General features: G+C 76.2%; 11 protein-coding genes, 3 tRNA genes and 1 pseudogene. 8 read left to right on the top strand and 7 right to left on the bottom strand.

The features are described 5' to 3' along the window. From ACFV4G_RS21845 to ACFV4G_RS21830, 4 genes and pseudogenes are all read left to right on the top strand, one after another. Positions 1-660 (top strand): annotated as a pseudogene (locus tag ACFV4G_RS21845) (NDP-sugar synthase); the annotation flags it as partial. A gap of 122 nt (positions 661-782) precedes the next feature. Further along, positions 783-1,697, top strand: coding sequence for an NAD-dependent epimerase/dehydratase family protein (locus ACFV4G_RS21840; RefSeq protein WP_380442837.1), 915 nt, complete (start codon positions 783-785; stop codon positions 1,695-1,697). Beyond that, a complete protein-coding gene (locus ACFV4G_RS21835; RefSeq protein WP_380442835.1) occupies positions 1,694-2,386 on the top strand; it encodes a spherulation-specific family 4 protein in 693 nt (230 codons plus the stop codon). Before ACFV4G_RS21840 ends, ACFV4G_RS21835 begins: the two co-directional genes overlap by 4 nt. A 22-nt stretch (positions 2,387-2,408) precedes the next feature. Further along, a complete protein-coding gene (locus tag ACFV4G_RS21830) occupies positions 2,409-3,422 on the top strand; it encodes an endo alpha-1,4 polygalactosaminidase (RefSeq protein WP_380442833.1) in 1,014 nt (337 codons plus the stop codon). A gap of 60 nt (positions 3,423-3,482) precedes the next feature. On the opposite strand, the gene ACFV4G_RS21825 is transcribed toward ACFV4G_RS21830, so the two are convergent. Beyond that, positions 3,483-3,680 carry a hypothetical protein gene (locus ACFV4G_RS21825; protein WP_380442831.1) on the bottom strand — a complete coding sequence of 66 codons (198 nt, stop codon included), beginning with the start codon at positions 3,678-3,680 and terminating at the stop codon, positions 3,483-3,485. A 153-nt stretch (positions 3,681-3,833) separates the two neighbouring features. Between ACFV4G_RS21825 and ACFV4G_RS21820 the strand changes: the two genes are divergently transcribed. The 3 genes from ACFV4G_RS21820 to ACFV4G_RS21810 all read left to right on the top strand — a co-directional run bounded on the left by ACFV4G_RS21820 (position 3,834) and on the right by ACFV4G_RS21810 (position 7,483). Next, positions 3,834-4,799, top strand: a complete 966-nt coding sequence (locus ACFV4G_RS21820; protein ID WP_380442829.1) for an aldo/keto reductase — start codon at positions 3,834-3,836, stop codon at positions 4,797-4,799. 128 nt (positions 4,800-4,927) lie between these two features. Beyond that, positions 4,928-5,233: a hypothetical protein gene (locus ACFV4G_RS21815; RefSeq protein WP_380442827.1), complete on the top strand. Its 306-nt coding sequence runs from the start codon at positions 4,928-4,930 to the stop codon at positions 5,231-5,233. Between the two features lie 57 nt (positions 5,234-5,290). Beyond that, positions 5,291-7,483 (top strand): hypothetical protein, encoded by a 2,193-nt coding sequence (locus tag ACFV4G_RS21810; protein ID WP_380442825.1) that lies wholly within the window; start codon positions 5,291-5,293, stop codon positions 7,481-7,483. Positions 7,484-7,546: 63 nt separating this feature from the next. Here the strand turns inward: ACFV4G_RS21810 and ACFV4G_RS21805 are convergent, their stop codons facing one another. The 6 genes from ACFV4G_RS21805 to ACFV4G_RS21780 all read right to left on the bottom strand — a co-directional run bounded on the left by ACFV4G_RS21805 (position 7,547) and on the right by ACFV4G_RS21780 (position 13,446). Next, entirely contained in the window at positions 7,547-8,554 is a 1,008-nt protein-coding gene (locus ACFV4G_RS21805) for a C40 family peptidase (protein ID WP_380442822.1), read from the bottom strand. Continuing rightward, positions 8,551-9,807, bottom strand: a complete 1,257-nt coding sequence (locus ACFV4G_RS21800) for an SPFH domain-containing protein (protein WP_380442819.1) — start codon at positions 9,805-9,807, stop codon at positions 8,551-8,553. Before ACFV4G_RS21800 ends, ACFV4G_RS21805 begins: the two co-directional genes overlap by 4 nt. Positions 9,808-10,033: 226 nt before the next feature. Continuing rightward, complete coding sequence (locus tag ACFV4G_RS21795; protein ID WP_380442817.1) at positions 10,034-12,772, bottom strand: Ig-like domain-containing protein; 2,739 nt, start codon at positions 12,770-12,772, stop codon at positions 10,034-10,036. 228 nt (positions 12,773-13,000) lie between these two features. Next, positions 13,001-13,076: transfer RNA gene (locus tag ACFV4G_RS21790), tRNA-Arg, on the bottom strand. Between the two features lie 31 nt (positions 13,077-13,107). Then, positions 13,108-13,183: transfer RNA gene (locus ACFV4G_RS21785), tRNA-Arg, on the bottom strand. 169 nt (positions 13,184-13,352) lie between these two features. Beyond that, positions 13,353-13,446, bottom strand: a tRNA-Ser gene (locus tag ACFV4G_RS21780). A 177-nt stretch (positions 13,447-13,623) separates the two neighbouring features. Between ACFV4G_RS21780 and ACFV4G_RS21775 the strand changes: the two genes are divergently transcribed. Then, a complete protein-coding gene (locus tag ACFV4G_RS21775) occupies positions 13,624-16,986 on the top strand; it encodes a PAS domain-containing protein (RefSeq protein ID WP_380442815.1) in 3,363 nt (1,120 codons plus the stop codon). The last annotated feature ends 107 nt before the right edge of the window (positions 16,987-17,093 follow it).

Here is a 17,093-nt window from a genome sequence, read left to right as displayed (position 1 = left end):
CGCCCGTACACCACCGCGCTCCCCAAGCCGCTCGTCCCGATCGGCGACCAGCACGCGATCCTGGAGATCGTGATGCGCCAGCTCGCCGCCGCGGGCTTCAAGACCGTCACCCTGGCCATCGGCCACCTCGGCCACATCATCCGCGCGTACGTCGGCAACGGCTCCCAGTGGGGCCTGCGCGTCGGCTACGCCGTCGAGGACAGCCCGCTCGGCACCATGGGCCCCCTGCTCACCATGCAGGACCGCCTGCCCGAGCACTTCCTGGTGATGAACGGCGACATCCTCACCGACCTGGACTTCGCCGGGGTGCTCAAGCACCACGAGACGTCCGGCGCTCCGCTGACCATCGCCACCTACGCCCGCCAGGTGAAGATCGACTTCGGTGTCCTGACCACCGAGTCCGGCAGCATCACCGGCTTCCAGGAGAAGCCGAGCATCGACTACCGCGTCTCGATGGGCGTGTACGGCGTGTCCCGCTCCGCGCTCGCCAAGTACACCCCCGGCCTGCCGCTCGGCTTCGACGAGCTGGTGCTCGACCTGCTGGCCGCCAAGACCCCGCCGTCCTCCTACGACTTCGGCGGCTACTGGCTCGACATCGGCCGCCCGGACGACTACGACCGCGCGAACGCCGAGTTCGCGAGCATCCGCCCGGTGCTGATGCCCTTCGAGGCGGGCACCGTCACGCCGTCGGTCACGGAGCTGCCGGTCCCCGCCGCCCGCACTGCGGCGGACACCGACCAGACGCCCGCCACCGCGGGCGCCGAGAGCGACGGACGGGCCGCGTGAGGATCCTGCTTCTCGGCGGGGACGGCTTCCTCGGCCGCCACGCCACCGCCGTCCTGCGGTCGCTGCCCGGTGCCACCGTGCTGACCGCGGGCCGGCGGCCCGCCCACGACCTGCGGCTGGACCTGGCCACCGCCCAGCCCGGCCCGCTCGGCGAGGAACTCGCCGCGCTGGCCCCCGACGTGGTGGTCAACTTCGCCGGCGCGGTGGCCGGCAGCGCGGTCAAGCTGGCCGAGGTGAACGCCCGCGGTCCGGCGGTGCTCTGCGAGGCGCTGCAGCTCGGCGCCCCGAAGACCCGGCTGGTGCACATCGGTTCGGCCGGCGAGTACGGCGTCTGCGAGACGGGCAGCTCGCTGTCCGAGGAGGCGGACGCCCGTCCCGTCGGCGTGTACGGCGCGACCAAGCTGGCCGGCTCCCTCGCGGTGGCCGGCTCGCCGCTGGACGCGGTGGTGCTGCGGGTGTTCAACCCGGTCGGCCCGGGGGCACCGGCGGGCTCGCTGCCCGGCCGGCTCGCCGCCGAGCTGCGCCGGGTGGCGCCCGAGGGCACCGACGGCGTCGTGCGGGTCGGGGACCTCTCCGCCCACCGCGACTTCGTCGACGCCCGCGACATCGCGCGCGCGGTCGGCCTGGCCGCCGCCGCGGACCGTCCGCTCCCCCGGGTGCTCAACCTCGCCTCCGGGCGGGCCAGGCCGGTCCGGGCGATCGCCGACGGCCTGGTCGCGGCGGCCGGCTTCACCGGCCGGATCGACGAGAGCGGGGCGGGCTCCGAGCGCTCGGCCGCGGTCTCCTGGCAGCAGGCCGACGTGTCGGCCGCCGCCCGGGAGCTCGGCTGGCACCCGGAGACCGACCTCGCCGACACCCTGCGCGACCTGTGGCTCAGCACCGGGCCCGGCCCGACCCCGGTCCTCGGATGACCGGGACCACCCCCGACGGCCGCCTGCTGGTGCCGCTGTACGTCCACCCCGCGGTGGACCCGGCGGCCTGGCGGGCGGTCGCCGCCGCCGACCCCGCCAGGATCGCCGCCATCGTGCTCAACCTGGCCGACGGCCCCGGCGAGGTCCCGGACAACGTCTTCGCCGAGGCCGCCGAGGAACTGCGGGCCGCCGGCCTGCCGCTGCTCGGCTACGCCGACACCGACTACGGCCGGCGCTCCCACGCGGCCGTGGTGGCGGACATCCTGACGTACCGCCAGCGCCACGGCATCACCGGCGTGTACCTCGACCAGGTCGCCTGCCACCCGGGCGCGCTGGCGCACTACCGGCGGCTGGCCACGGCGGCCCGCGCGGCCGGCTGCGGCACCGTCGTGTTCGGCCACGGCGAGCACCCGGACCCCGGCTACGCCGAGGTCGGCCTCGCCGACCTGCTGGTCACCTTCGAGGGCACCTGGGACGCCTACCGGGAGATGACCCTGCCCCTGTGGACCGGCCGCCACGCGGCCTCCCGCTTCTGCCACCTGGTGTACGACGTCCCCGCCGACCAGGCAGGGGACGTCACCGCGCTGATCGCCGCCCGACGGGCGGGCGTCAGCGCCGCCGTTCCGGGCTCCGGGGACAACCCCTGGTGCACCCTCCCCCACGGTCTGACCGCCGCTGAACTGACCTGACCAGATCCGGAGTTCGACAACCGTGAACCGCCGCACCCGGCCCTTACCGGCCGCCATCGCCCTCGCCGTCGCCCTGCTGGCCACCGCGTGCAGCAGCTCCGGGGACGACCACGGCCCGTCGGCCGGTGACTCCCCGAGCGAGCCGCCCGCGGCGACCGCTCCCGGCACTCCCGGCACCCCGAGCGACACCGCGCCCCCCGGCGCCCCGGGCACGCCGAGCGCTCCCGACACACCCACGCCCACGCCGACCGGGACTCCCGGGACCCCGTCGGCGTCCGGCAGGCCGTCCGCCCCCGGCACCCCGGGCGGCGGCACCACCGCCCCGCCGCCGTCCGGCGCCCGCTGGCAGCCCGCCCCTGGCCTCGCCTGGCAGTGGCAGCTCGGCGGCGGCGTCGACCAGTCGGTGGACGTGCCGGTCTACGACATCGACGGCTTCGAGAACGACGCCTCGGTGGTCGCCTCGCTGCACGCCAAGGGCCGCAAGGTGATCTGCTACATCAACGCCGGTTCCTGGGAGAGCTTCCGCCCCGACGCGGCCGCCTTCGCCAAGACCCTGGAGGGCTCGGACACCGGCTGGAAGGGCGAGAAGTGGTTCGACATCCGGCAGGTCGACCAGCTCAAGCCGCTGATGGCCGCCCGCTTCGACATGTGCAGGAGCAAGGGCTTCGACGCCGTCGAGCCGGACACCATCGAGGCCTACAACCAGGACAGCGGCTTCCCGCTCACCGGTGACGACCAGATCCGGTACAACCGCATGCTGGCCCAGCTCGCCCACGAGCGCGGCCTGGCGATCGGCCTGAAGAACGACCTGGACCAGATCCCGGCGCTGCTGAACGACTTCGACTTCGCGGTCAACGAGGAGTGCTCGCAGTACGACGAGTGCGACCGGGTCGAACCGTTCGTCAAGCAGGGCAAGGCGGTCTTCCACGTCGAGTACAAGGTCGGCACGGACCAGTTCTGCACCAAGGCCAAGGCGCTCGGCTTCAGCTCGATGCAGAAGAAGCTCGACCTGGACGCGTGGCGCAAGCCCTGCTGAGCCGCGCCCGACGGCCTCCCGTCGCGCGGGTGACCCGGACGGGGGTCACCCGCGCGAAGGTCACTTGACCGCGAGCCAGACGACTCCGCCCAACACGACCAGGACGATGACGGCGATCAGCGCGATCGTGCCGGTGCGGTTGCCGCTGCTGCGGCCGTAAGTGGAGACGGAGCCGGGGCTCTGCGGCGCGGGGGTCTCGTCGACGAACGCCCGGAACATCTGGGTGCTGCCGGCGGGGTCGTAGTCGTTGTCAGCCATGGCACGGACTCTAACGAATCCGGCACCCGGCCCGACACCCCGGACCCTCGGTCCGGCCCCGGACCACCCGCACGCGCAACGGCGGTACGACGACCACGTGAAGACCGCCCGAAGCCCGGAATGCCGTACGGCGTGATCCTGTTGACTGCGTCCATGACCGGAAACCACAGTGATGCCGCACGCCGGATCCGGCTCGGCGGCTCCGACCTCAGCGTCCACCCGCTCTCCCTGGGGGGCAACGTCTTCGGCTGGACGGCCGACGAGGAGCAGTCCTTCGCCGTCCTGGACGCCTACGCCGCGGCCGGCGGCAACTTCGTCGACACCGCCGACGTCTACTCCGCCTGGGCCCCGGGCAACACCGGCGGCGAGTCCGAGACGATCATCGGCAACTGGGTGCGCAGCCGCGGCAACCGCGACGACGTCGTGATCGCCACCAAGGTCGGCATGCACCCCGAGGCGGGCGGCCTGGGCGCGGCCAACATCAAGGCCTCGGCGGAGGGTTCGCTGCGGCGCCTGGGCGTCGAGCGGATCGACCTCTACTACACCCACCGGGACGACGACACCCCGGTCGAGGAGTTCGTCACCGCACTGGACGAGCTGGTCCGCGAGGGCAAGGTCCGCGCGGTCGCCGCGTCCAACATCGGCGCCGAGCGGCTCGCCGAGGCGCTGGCCTTCGCCGAGCGCGAGGGCCTGGCCAAGTACGTGGCCGTCCAGCCGCACTACAACCTGGTGTCGCGCGGCACCTTCGAGGGCCCGCTGGCCGACGTGGTCGCCGACCACGGCCTGGCCACCGTGCCGTACTACGCCCTGGCCTCCGGCTTCCTCACCGGCAAGTACCGCCCGGGCGGCCCCGGCGTGGCCAGCGCCCGCTCCGAGGGCGCCGCCCGCTACCTGGACGACCCGCGCGGCCCCAGGGTGCTGAAGGCGCTGGACGTGGTCGCCGCCGAGCACGGCGTCGAGCTCGGCACGGTCGCCCTCGCCTGGCTCGCGGGCCGCCCGACGGTCGCGGCCCCGATCGCCAGCGCCCGCACGGTCGAGCAGCTCCCGCCGCTGCTGGCCGCCGCCGCGCTGGAGCTCACCCCCGAACAGACGGCGCTGCTCGACGAGGCGTCCGCCTGACGGCACCACCGCGCGCCCCCGCGGGCCACGTGCGCGCCGCCCGTCCGGGTGGTGGCACGCGGCCCGCGGCCGTTTCCGGGCCACCATGGTTCGAGCCCGACCGACCCACCGCAGCCCGGGGGCCCGATGTGCCCGACCAACCCGCCCGGAACGGCTTCGCCGTCTCCCCGTCCGACCTGTCCGCCCACGCCGGGACGGTCGACGAACTCCACGCCGGCCTCACCACCGCCGACGACCCCGCCCGCGACCGCACCGCCGGCGCGCACGCCGCCCTGGCCGGCTGGCGCACCGGAGCCGAACTCCGCGCCCGCGCCGACCGCTGGGACGACCAGGTGGCCGCCTTCGGCGGCATCCTCCACGACCTCGCCCACCGCCTGCGCACCACCGGCGCCGCGTACGCCGCCACCGACCGCGGCCCGGACGCCGAGGAGTAGCGCGGTGCCACCCCGCCCGTGCCGGGCTTCGGCCTCCCGCCCGGCGGGGAGCGGCCGGTGCTGAGCTACGAGACCGTCCGCTCCACCCGCCTCGACGCCCTCACCACCGCCGCCGAGGAGTGGACCGCCCTGCGCGCCCGCTACCTCGGCCTGCGCGACCGGCTCGACGGCGAGATCGCCGGCCCGCTGGCCGAGGGGTGGGACGGCGAGGCGGCCACCGCCGCCCGCGCGCTGATCGCCGAGGTGGCGGGCCAGTTCACCGCCGCGAGCCAGGAGTCCGCCGACCTCGGCACCCTGCTGGCCGACGCCGCCGGCCAGTTCACCGACGCCCAGCGACAGCTCGTCCGCCTGGCCGACGAGGACGCCCCCGCCGCCCACCTCCGGGTCTCCCCCACCGGCGCCGTGACGGACGTCCACCCGCTGCACGACGACGAGTCGGCCCGTCACCAGCCCGAGTACCGGTCGGTGTTCCTCCCCGAGCGCCACCGCGTGATCGCCGAGCTGGCGGGCCGCATCGAGTCCGCCCGGCGCGCCGCCACCGAGGCCGACGAGGCCGCCGCCTGGGCCCTGCGCTCGGCCCCGCCCGTCCCGGGGGACCGCCCGTTCGGCCCGGACGGCTGCCACTCCCTCGCCCAGGCCCGGCAGGCCCGCGCGGACCTGGGCACCGCCCTCACCCTGGCGGCGAAACGCGCCGCGCTCACCCCCGACGAACTGACCCGCCTCGACGCCCTGCTCTCCGCCCACGCCGACGACCCCGCCTTCGCCGCCGGATTCGCCACCACGCTCGGCCCGCGCCCCGCCCTCGAACTCTGGCGCGACCTCAACGACCCCGCGCTGTCCGCCACTTCGGCCGGCGGACGGGCGGACGCCCTGCGCCGCCTCCAGTCCTCCCTCGGCACCGTCCTCGGCACCGCCACCCACAGCACCGACCCGGCCATGCGCACCTGGGAGCAGGAGGTCCTGCGCCTCGGCCCGAAGCAGCTGGCCCGCGCCGACGGCGGCCCGATGCCGACGGGCTACCACCTGATGAGCGCCCTGCTGCGCTCCGGCCGGTACGCCCCCGGCTTCCTCGCCGCCTACGGCGAGGGCCTGCTGGCCACCGAACGCGGCGCCAGGGTGCCCCCGCAGCTGCTGTGGTGCCCCGACGGCACCGAGCCCGCCTGGGACCACCTCGGCGAGGGCCGCGGCGGCGACCCGGTGACCGGCTTCCTGGCCGCCCTGGCCCACCACCCGGCCGCCGCCACCGCGTTCCTGGACCCGGGCGACCCGCGGCGCGGCGACCACCTCGCCTACCTGCTGCGCGAGCGCCGCTGGCCCGAGGAGCTGGTGGCCGGCGCCCACGTCCGGGGCCACCACGCGCTGGGCCTCGCCGTCCAGGCCGCCGCGACCGGCGGCCACCCGGACGGGTTCCACGCCCACAGCGCCGCCCAGGCCCGGGTGATGCGGGACACCGTGACCCTGCTGGACGCCGGCATCGGCCGCGAACACCTCCCGCCCGGCCTGCACGCCCCCGTCGCCGCGGCCCTCGCCGACTACGCCGCCGACACCCACGCCGTCCTCTCCGGCACCAGCCGCTCCGCCAAGGACCACGCGGCCGCCGCGGCCGCCGGCGTGTGGACCGACGAGCGCACCGGCGAGGTCCGGATGGCCGTCGAGAAGGGCCCGCTGATCCGCGCCCTACGCGGCCTCGCCGACCTCCCGGAGGCCCATCACCTCGTCCAGCAGGCCGAGTTGACGCACATCGCGGAACGGATCGGCGCTCTCCCGGCCGGCACCTCCGAGCCGGAGTGGAAGGGGCTGCTCGCCAACTCCGCGGTCGCCCTCGGCGTGCTCGACGCCGTCCAGGCCGACGCGGTGCTCGACCAGCGCGACGACGCCGCCAAGGTCGCCGCCTGGAAGGCCAAGGGCCTGTACACCGGCCTCGACGCCCCGCTGAAGCTCGTCCCCGGCCCCGGGCTCGGCGAACTGACCCGGCGGGTCCTGGCGGCCGGCATCGCCGACTGGCAGAGCGGCGCCCTCGATGCCATCGACGCCGCGGCGGCCGGCCGGATCGAGCGCAACACCCTCACCGGCCCGGACGGCCGCACCGGCCACGAGGGCGTGACCGCGATGGTCGAGCAGTGGCGGCGCGAACACGGCCACCCGGACCCGGACGGCCTCGCCGCCGACTGGGACAAGCAGCAGCTGCGCGCCGTCTACGGCACCGGCCGCACCGACGCCGCCGCGGCCCTCGGCCGCTCCGGGGGCTGACCCCACCGGGAACGCGACGGGCCCCCAGCGGTACGAACCGCCGGGGGCCCGGAGCCGGCCGTACTACGGCCGACCGAAGTGGGTCGGGTAGTAGCCCGCGTTCAGCGTCGAGACCCGCACCGTCCTGCCCGGCCGCGGCGCCTCCACGAACGTGCCGCCGCCCAGGTAGATCCCCACGTGGTGGATCCCCGAGGCGCGCCCGCTGTCCGACCAGAACACCAGGTCACCGCGGCGCAGCTGCCCCGCGCCGATCGGTGTGGTGGCGGCGTACTGGTCGTCGGCCACCCGCGGCAGGCTTATCCCGCTGCGCCGGTACGCCTGCTGGACGAGTCCCGAGCAGTCGTAGCCGGACGGCCCGTCACCGCCCCAGACGTACGGCTTGCCCAGCTGGGCGAGCGCGTAGTCGACGGCCGACTCCCTGCTCCCGGAGGACGCGCTCCCGGAGGAGCCGCCGTCGGAGGACGGCCGCGACGGCGCCGGGCCGGAGTCGCCGGACCGGCCGGTGCGGTTCAGGTAGACGTCGTAGTGGCTGGTCCAGCGCCACTCGCCGCCGGAGTTCTTGAACCAGTACCGCTCCCCGTCCCAGCCCTGCCGCAGCCCCGCGGACGCGGCCTGGCCGTTGGACCCGGACGACCGTCCGCCGGTGTCGGCCGAGCCACCGGACTTGCCGGGCTTCGCGGACTGGCCGGTGCGGCTCGCGTAGACGTCGTAGTGGCCGGTCCAGCGCCACTCGCCGCCGGAGTTCTTGAACCAGTACCGCGATCCGTCCCAGCCCTGCTTGCCGGCCGCGGCGTGCGCGGATCCGGCGCCGGCCGTCAGACCGACGACGCCGGCGCCCGCCAGCACCGTGGTGGCCAGGCAGGTACTTCGCACGGCGCGGTGTATTCGGCTGCCCCCGGCCGCCGCCCCGGAGCGGGCGGTGCGCGGGCGGGCCGCGCAGTTCGGGCAGCCGCAGCCCGCGATCGCGGGGATGCTGCCGAAGCTCTCCTCGAAGCCGATCGTCCCGAAGTCGGCGTCGACGTCGGCGACGGCGGTCCCGGGGCCGGCGTACGCGCCGGTGGCTATCCTCATGCGGGTCGTCCTTCCTTCCTCCCGGCCCGGGCGGCCGGGGACGGTACCGAGGCGGCCACTCCGGCCGGCGCGACGAAGGCGACCAGCAGCTGCTCCATCAGGGCGCTGCGGGCGGCCTCGTCCAGTTCGTGCGCCGTCGCGCGCTCCAGCCGGCGGACGGCGAGCGCCGCCGCCTCGACCGCGTCGTCCACCAGGACCGTGCGCAGACCCGCGTCCAGGTCGGCCAGCCGGCGGCGACGCATCGACTCGGCGACCTCGGGCGCGTAGTCCAGCGCCAGCGGCTGCACCGAGTACACCTCCAGGCCCGCCGGGGCCGCCTCGGCGGCCAGCGCCCGGGTCAGCTCGTCGGCGAACCACTGCCCGTCGCGCAGCGCGGGCCCGGGGGCCGCGTTGCTGTCGCACGGCAGGGTGGACGCGGTGCGGGTGAGCACCGCCTGGATCTGCTCGCGCAGGTAGCCCTCGTGGTCGTCGATCGCCAGCAGCGCCCGCGCGGTGTCCTTGATCCGCCAGACGACCAGCAGCCGGACGACGATCGGGGTGCCGGTGCGGTCGACCACCTTGGCCGGCTCGCTGCGCCAGTGCCGCAGCCGCACGTCCACCCGGCGGCGGCGCAGCAGCGGGTTGACCCAGACGAGGCCGGCGCGGCGGACGGTGCCCCGGTAGCGGCCCCACCGGGTGAGCACCCGGGTCTCGCCGCCGGCGTTGGCGAGCAGTCCGGCGAGGGCGTAGACGACGAGCAGCCCGGCGGCACCCACCGCGGCGACCGACAGGACGTCCACCTCGGTCCGGCCGCTCTCCCGCGCGGCGGTGCCGCGCAGGTCGGGCAGCGCGTCCCAGTGCGGGACGACTCCGTCGTGCAGGAGCACCGCGAGGACGCCGGCGACGCCGACGAGCACCGCGAACAGCGCCGACCAGCCCGGCAGGACGGTGGCGACGTGCTCGCGCAGCGCCTGGTCGGCGCGCGGGGGGCGGCGGGAGGTCACGGCCACGATGCCGCCGGCCGGGGTGGTGTCCGGGAGCTCGACGGCCTCCGCGGCGGCCGCCTCCAGCGGGTCGCGGGGGTCGGCTCTGCCGAAGGCCGGTCCGGGGACGACCACGAGGGGGGCGGTGGCCTCCCCGCCGTCGGCCGCGGCGGCCGTCCTGGCGGGCTTGGCCAGCGCACTCGCGCCGCTGACGGAACGTTCCGGCAGTACCGGCGGGAACGTCGTGGGCAGGTGGTCGGGTCGCTGCGAAGAATCGCGGGTGACGTCCATGCACGGATCCTCGGGGTCGGTGTGTCGCGCAACGGGCGGCCCGGATCTGACGGGCAGTGCCAGAGTCAGGCTAAGTTCATACGTCATCAAATGCGACATTTGATCCGTCGTGTGTCGACATTTCCTGACGAATCGTCCGAAGTCAACCTGACGCGCAGACACATGATCGATCGGTCGGGGTGATGTCAAGTGGCCGTTGGTGTGGTCTCGGACGTTCCGGCGCAGGTCAGCGCCGTCGGGCACCCGGGCCCCGGGCGAACACCCGGCGGGTGATCAGCCCGATCGCGGCGAGCAGCAGGAGGCCGCCGGCCAGCCCGGTGCGCCACCGGGCGGGCCCGGCCTCGTGGGCCGCCGCCTGGGAGCCGTCCGCCCCCTCGGATGAAGCGGCGGGCGGTGCCGGCAGCGGCCGGGCACTCCCGGCGGGCGCCTGCGCGGCGTCCGCCGACGGCGGCGCGGCGGCGGCCCGGCTCGGCCCGGCCGCCGCGGCTGCGGATGGTGACGGAACAGCGGAAGGCGACGGGACGGCGGTCGGGGACGGCGGGACGGAGACGTCGGAGGCGGGCACGAACGGCGGAGCGACCACCGGGACGAAGACCGGCAGCAAACCGGCGGGCGCCGGTACGAACACCTCCTCGGCGGTCGCCGACGGGCTCGACGAGGGCAACGGAACCGCCGACACCGCAGGCCTGGACGCCGAGGCCGAGGCCGAAGCGGACGGCTTCGGTGAGCCCGCCGCACTCGGACTCGGCCTGACCACGCCGGGCGACGCCGAGGGCGACGGCCCGACCGGACTCGGCACCGCGGCACTCGGCGGAACGGGGCCGGGCGCCACCGGACCGGCCGCCGGAGCCGGCGCCGCCGCGACGCGGACCCGCACCGGATCCCCGGCCGCCGCGTTCCCCGCCAGGTCCGTCGCCGTGACGGTCAACGCCTGCTCACCGTTCGTCAGGTCCCGGTTGGCGGTGCAGGTCCAGCTCCCATCGACGGCCGCCGCCGCCCCGCACAGGACCACCCGCCCGTCCGAGGCGGCCCCGCCCGCCTGGGCGGTGACGAGCACCCGCGTGCCCGTCCCGGCCCGTCCGGCGAGCCTGGGCCGCGCCGTGCGGACGGTCTCGCCGGCGGCCGGCGCGGTGAGCACCGGCTTGTCCGGCGGGACGGTGGTGACGACGAGCGCCACGGCCTTGCCCGCCATCCGGTTGCCGGCCGCGTCCACGGCGACGGGGGTCAGCTGGTGCCGCCCGTCCGCGAGGTTCTCCACCGGCAGGCAGGACCACTCGCCGTCGGTGCGCACCGTGGTGCTGCACAGGTCCCCGGCGGACCCGCCGCGCACCCCGGCCGGCTGGTCGCCGACCGAGACGGTGTCGCCCGCCTCGCCGGTGCCGGTGAGCTGGAGCCCGGGGTCGTTGGTGTACTCGGGGAGGGTGAGCACGGGCGCGGCGGGCGGGGCGGTCTTGACGGTGAGCCGCACGGGCTCGCCGCGCAGCACCACGCCGCCGCTGGTGGTCTCGACCGGGGTGAGGCTGTGCCCGCCCGCGGCGAGCGCGTCGCCGGGGCGGCAGTTCCAGTCGCCGCCGCGCTCGACGCGCGCCCGGCAGAGCGCCGCGTCCCCCTCACGGACCTCGACCGAGGCCCCGGCGACGGCGCCCTCGCCGCGGATCCGCGGCCGGACGTCGGCGGTCGCCGTGCCGTCCACCGGTTCGGCGATCTCGGGCCGGGCGGCCCCGACGGTCAGTTTGATCCGCTGGTCGGAGACCTCCCCGGAGTCGGCGAAGCCGCCGGAGGCGATCAGCTGGGCCGGGTCCCGGGCGATCCGCAGCCGGGCCCAGGTCTCGCCGCTCGCGGCGCCGGAGGGGACGGTCCACTCCAGGGTCGCGGTGCCCGTACCGGGCTGGACCTCGGCCTGCACCCGGTGGGCCGGGTCGAAGCGCCCGCTGTGGTCCCAGTCGATCCAGCCGGCCAGGGTCGCCGGCTGGTCGCCGACGGCCACCGGGACGGTGAGCCGGTAGTAGCGGCCGATCGCGGCCTCGGCCGGGAAGCCGAGGGACGGGTCGGCGCCCCGGTACTCGCCGCGGCCGGGCTGGAGCTTGGGCGGCACGGGGTTGGCCCAGACGTTGTGCCGGTCGGTCGTGCCCCGCACCGCGACGGCGGTCCGCGCGTCGCGGCGCGCCGACGGGTCGGCGTCCGCGCCGAGGAAGAGGTCGGAGACCACGTGCGAGGCGTTGCCGTAGGCCTGGGGGGCGGTGCCGAGGTCCTCGTCGACGGTGACGGTGTACGCCTGGCGCAGGACGGGCGGGGCGGTGGTGCTGCCGGCCCGGGCGGTGCTGCGCTGCTCGACCCGGAAGACGGCGGTGCGGAACGTGCCGGCGAGCTCCAGGCTGCCCTCGGCGGCCGCGCCGCCCGAGCCGTCGGTGCTGCCGTCGGAGCCGGCCGGCGCGAGGGTGTTGGCGTCGACCGTCCAGCCGGGCCAGTCGGTGCGGTTGACCAGCGCCGGGGCGCTCGGGCTGCCGCCGGTGAGGGTGAGCCGGGCGGCGGTGGTGGTGCTCCCGGACTTGCCGGTCGCGAGGGCGGCCAGCCCGCTCGCGTGCAGCCGGGGGTTGCGCACGGAGCGCGAGAAGGTGAGCCGGAGGGTGCCGACCGTGCGCCAGGAGCCGTCGGCCTGCGGCCGCGCGTCGTGGATCCGGAACGTCTGGGCCGGGTCGCCCGGGCGCGTTCCGTCCGCGTACAGCCCGGCCGCGCGCCCCCCGCCGGCGCGGTCGGCCAGCTCGCCCGGTTCGGCGGTCGCGTCGAAGCCCGGCGAGGTGGCGAGGTCGAACCGGACGGAGAGGCCGGAGGGCAGGACCGCGCGCTGCTCGGCGCTCCAGGTGTCGGGGGACTGCTGGGCCGCCGAGGGCTGGTTCCAGACGATGAGGAGCCCTGCCGCGAAGGCGGCCAGGGCGGCGGCCGTGCGGGGGAACTGTCGGCTCATCCGGCTCTCCTTCGCGGTCGGCTGCCGGGTGGCGGGCAGTCTGGGCACAAGATGTGACAAAACGGAATCACGATGCCGAGCCGGTCATACTGCGACACCTGGGCTTCGGGCCGTGTCCCACCCGTTTGGAGGTCGTCCGGGCGGCAGGACGGGATGTACCCGAACCGGGCCGATTCATCCCCTACGGATACGAAAGAAGCCCCCGGCCGACGGCCGGGGGCTTCTTGCTGGTGCGCTCAGCAGGATTCGAACCTGCAACCTCTTGATCCGTAGTCAAGTGCTCTATCCGTTGAGCTATGAGCGCAAGGACCGGGCGAACCCGATCTTGCGGAGGTTGGTGCGCTCAGCAGGATTCGAACCTGCAACCTCTTGATCCGTAGTCAAGTGCTCTATCCGTTGAGCTATGAGCGCTCGCCCCGGTGAACGTGTCTCCGTGGCGTTGCGGGAACAACATTACATGACCTGCGACGCAGGACGAAATCGATTGCTCCGGCCCCGCCCGCCCCCGCCTGGACGTGCCCGGACATGCCCGGACATGCGAAGGGCCCCGCCGACGAGATCGTCGGCGGGGCCCTTCGGCTGGCGGAGGCTGAGGGATTTGAACCCTCGATCAGGAATAACCCCGAAACCGCATTAGCAGTGCGGCGCCATAGACCGGACTAGGCGAAGCCTCCTCCACAAGGACCGCACCCGCTTGGCGGACGCGCTCCGTGTGCCTGTGATGATGCCACACCCGTGGGGCTCGGCACCAACCACCGCCAACGTTACTAGCCGGGTCGTCCCCACCGCAAAGAAGAATGAGATACTGCCGACTCCGGAGGAGCTGCCCCAAGCCGAGGAGACCTGTCGACGTGAGCAGCAGGCCGATCCGAGGCGCTGCTCGCCTCGCCGCCATACTCGACGCCCTGCCCGACGCGTTGTTGCTGGTGAACAGCAACGGCACCGTCGTGGATGCCAACGCCGCGGCCGTCCAGCTGCTCCAGGCCCCGGGCACCTCGCTCGTCGGCATGGGCGTGCTGGGCCTGCTGCCCGAGTTCGATCCCAGCCGGATCCCCGGCTCGATGCGCCCGGCCCCGCGCGAGGCCGACACCCTCGACCGCCCGGTCCGGATGACCGCCCACCGCACCGACGGCACCACCCTCCCCGTCGAGGTCTCCGGCAACGACTTCGCCGACGACGGCGCCGGCGAGGGCCGCGGCTACGCGCTCTCCCCGCTCGTCCCGTACGACCCGTACCGTGACGGCTCCCGCTCGCCGTCCGCGAGCGACCTGCTCCTGCTGCTGGTCCGGGACCTCTCCAGCCGGCTCGGCGTCGAGGCGGAGCTGCGCCGCCAGCACAAGCAGACCGAGATGATCCTGCGGGCCGCGGCCGAGGGCGTGCTCGGCGTCGACCTCGAAGGGCGCTGCGTGCTGGTCAACCCGGCCGCCGCGCACATCCTGGAGTACCGCGCGAGCGAGCTCGGCGGGCGCGAGCTGCACCCGCTGATCCAGCACTCCCGGGCCGACGGCAGTCCGCTGGAGCTGGAGGAGTCCGCGCTGATGGACACCCTGACCTCCGGGCGCAAGCACCGGGTGCGCGGCACCGTGCTGTGGCGCAAGGACGGCCACCCCGTCACCGTCGACCTCACCACCGCCCCCGTGCGCGACGGCGACCAGCTGGTCGGCGCGGTGATGACCTTCACCGACCGCAGCCGCGAACTCGCCCTGGTCGCCCGCAACGAGCACCTCACCGCCGTCCTGGAGAGCGAGCTCGGCGGCGCGCTGACCGCGCTCAACCAGCGCCTGGACGCGCTCGCCGCCGACCCCGCCGGGCAGTTGTGGCCGGAAGCCAACTGGACGCTGCGCCGCCTCGCCGACGAGTGCCGGCGCTTCGGCCGGCTGATCGACGGCGTGCTCGCGCACCAGCGCTCCGAGGCCGGCGAGGCCGCCCAGCCCGACGGCAAGGACGCGAAGGACGGCAAGGGCGAGGGCAAGGACGCCGAGCGGCGGGTGCCGGTCGCGCTGGACAAGATCGTCCGGCGGGCCGTCGAGGACGCCGGCGAGCTGGTCGGCGCGGGCCGGGTGCGCTTCTCGGTGCACGCCGCCGGCGTCGAGGTGATCGCCGACGAGCGGCGCCTCGCGCAGGCCGTCGCCCACCTGGTCGCCGACGTCAGCGGCGTCGGGCTCTCGCTGGACGCCCCGACCACCCCCTCCCCCGGCCTGGCCGCCCCCGGCGGCCCGGCGGCCCCCCCGTCCGCCGGCGAGCCGCCGCTGGTCGTCCTCGCGGCGGCCCAGCGCGGCGACGTCGCCCGGGTCGAGATCCGTGGCCCCGGACGCGGCGGCAGCCCCGTCCACCTGCCGATAGCCCGGGCGGTGGTCGAGCGCCACGGTGGCGTGCTCCAGCCGCACGAGCTGCCCGGCAAGGCCGGCACCACGTACGTCGTCGAGCTGCCGCTGGACCCGGTCGCCGCGAAGGCCGCCGCCGAACGCGCCGCCGCCGAGGGCCGCTCCGACCGGCCCAAGGAGGGCGACAGCGCCGTCCTGCCCGACCTGCCGGGCATCCCCCAGCTGCCCGCGGCCCGCCGCTCCGAGGACGACCGGCCCGCCGACCGCCCCGCGGACGCCGAGGCGGACCGCGCGCCCGCCGAGGAACCCGCCCCCGAGCGACGCGGACGCCGCGGCCGGCCCGCCACCGAGACCCCGCCGCCCGCCGCCCCCCAGCCCGTGGACGGCCAGGCCATGGACGGCCAGGCCCCCGCCGACCAGTGGCCGAACGCCCCGGCGCGGATCGAGCGGGCCGTGCCCGAGCAGTGGAACGGCACCGGCAACGACGCCGCCTACGGCCGCCGGACCCCGCCGGAGCCGGACGGCGCGCAGCCCGACCCGTGGGGCAAGGACGACGGCCGGTCCGGCCCGGCCTACGCCGTCCCGGTCGAGGGCGAGCACCGGCCGGAGCGCCCCGCCGCGCGCGGCCCGCTCGCGCTCGGCCCCGGCACCGGCGACGCGCCGGCCTCCGGGACCCCGGCCGAGGGCACCCCGACCGACGGGACCAAGCCCCGCCGCCGCCGTGCCCGGGAGGCCGCCGAGGACTCCTCCGGCGGTCTCGCCCTGCCCGGCCTGCCCGAGAGCCCCGTCTACCCCGGCCTGGAGCACGCCCTCCCGGCCGGTCCTGCGCCCGCCCTGCCCGAGCCGGCCGCCGCGCCGACCGGCCGCCGCCGGCGCCTGGCCGTGCCGCCCGGCCCCGCGCCGGAGACGCCCGCCGCGCCTTCGCCCTCTACCGCGCTGGAGCCCGCCCGCCCGGCCCTGCCGGCCGCGGAGAACCCTGCGGACTCCGCCCCGAGACCGGTCGGCACCGGCCTCGGCGAGCTCGCCCCGCCGCGCCCGCTCGGCCCCCCGCCGGTACCGGCCGTCCCGGCCGAGGCCCGCACCGCCCCGCGCGCCGCGATCGCCGAACTGCCCGCGGGCGGCAGCGTGAACCTGGACAAGCCCGCCGGCGAGGAGCAGGGCACGCGCCGGCTGCTGGTGTGGCCCGAGCCCGACCCGGCCACCAGGCAGGCCCTCCAGGAGCGCGGCTACCGCCCGGTGATCGTCCGCTCCCGCGAGGAGGTCGACGCCCAGGTCGCCGGCTTCCCCGCCGCGCTCTTCGTCGACCCGCTGACCGGCCCGATCACCCGCACCGCCCTGCAGTCGCTGCGCACCGCGGCGCTCAACAGCCGGGTGCCGGTGCTCGTCACCGCCGGCCTCGGCCAGGCCACCCGGGACGCCGCGTACGGCGCCGACCCGGCCGTGCTGCTGCGCGCCCTCGCGCCGCGCGACGGCGAGCACCACGCCCCGCGCGTCCTGCTGGTCGAGAGCGACCCGGACATCGCCTCGGCGATGATCAACAGCCTGGAGCGGCGCGGCATGCACGTCGAGCACGCGACGGACGAGAACGACGCCGTCTCCCGGGCCAGCAGCGTGCAGCCCAACCTGGTGGTGATGGACCTGCTCCAGATCCGCCGCCGCCGGGTCGGCCTGCTGGACTGGCTGCGCGCCAACGACCGGCTGCACCGGACCCCGCTGGTGGTCTACACCTCGGTCGACCTCGACCCGCGCGAGCTGCCCCGGCTGCGCACCGGCGAGACGGTGCTGTTCCTCGCCGAGCGCTCGACCAGCGCGGACGTCCAGTCCCGGATCGTCGACCTGCTCGGGCGGATCGGCGCGATGGGCGAGGCGGGCGTCGCCGCCGCGGGCTGAGCACGACGGAGGGGGGGGGGGCCCCCCCCCCGGGGGGGGGGGCGGCGCCCGGCCGGCGGGCCGCAGCTCAGCGGCCCCGCCCACGAGAGGCGACCCGCGCGCGCCCC

Origin of the sequence: Kitasatospora sp. NPDC059747 (assembly GCF_042732955.1) — a bacterium.
In the GTDB taxonomy this organism is placed as follows: Bacteria; Actinomycetota; Actinomycetes; order Streptomycetales; family Streptomycetaceae; genus Kitasatospora.
Note: the sequence above shows the minus strand (reverse complement) of the source record. Positions and strands in the feature narration are given on the sequence as shown.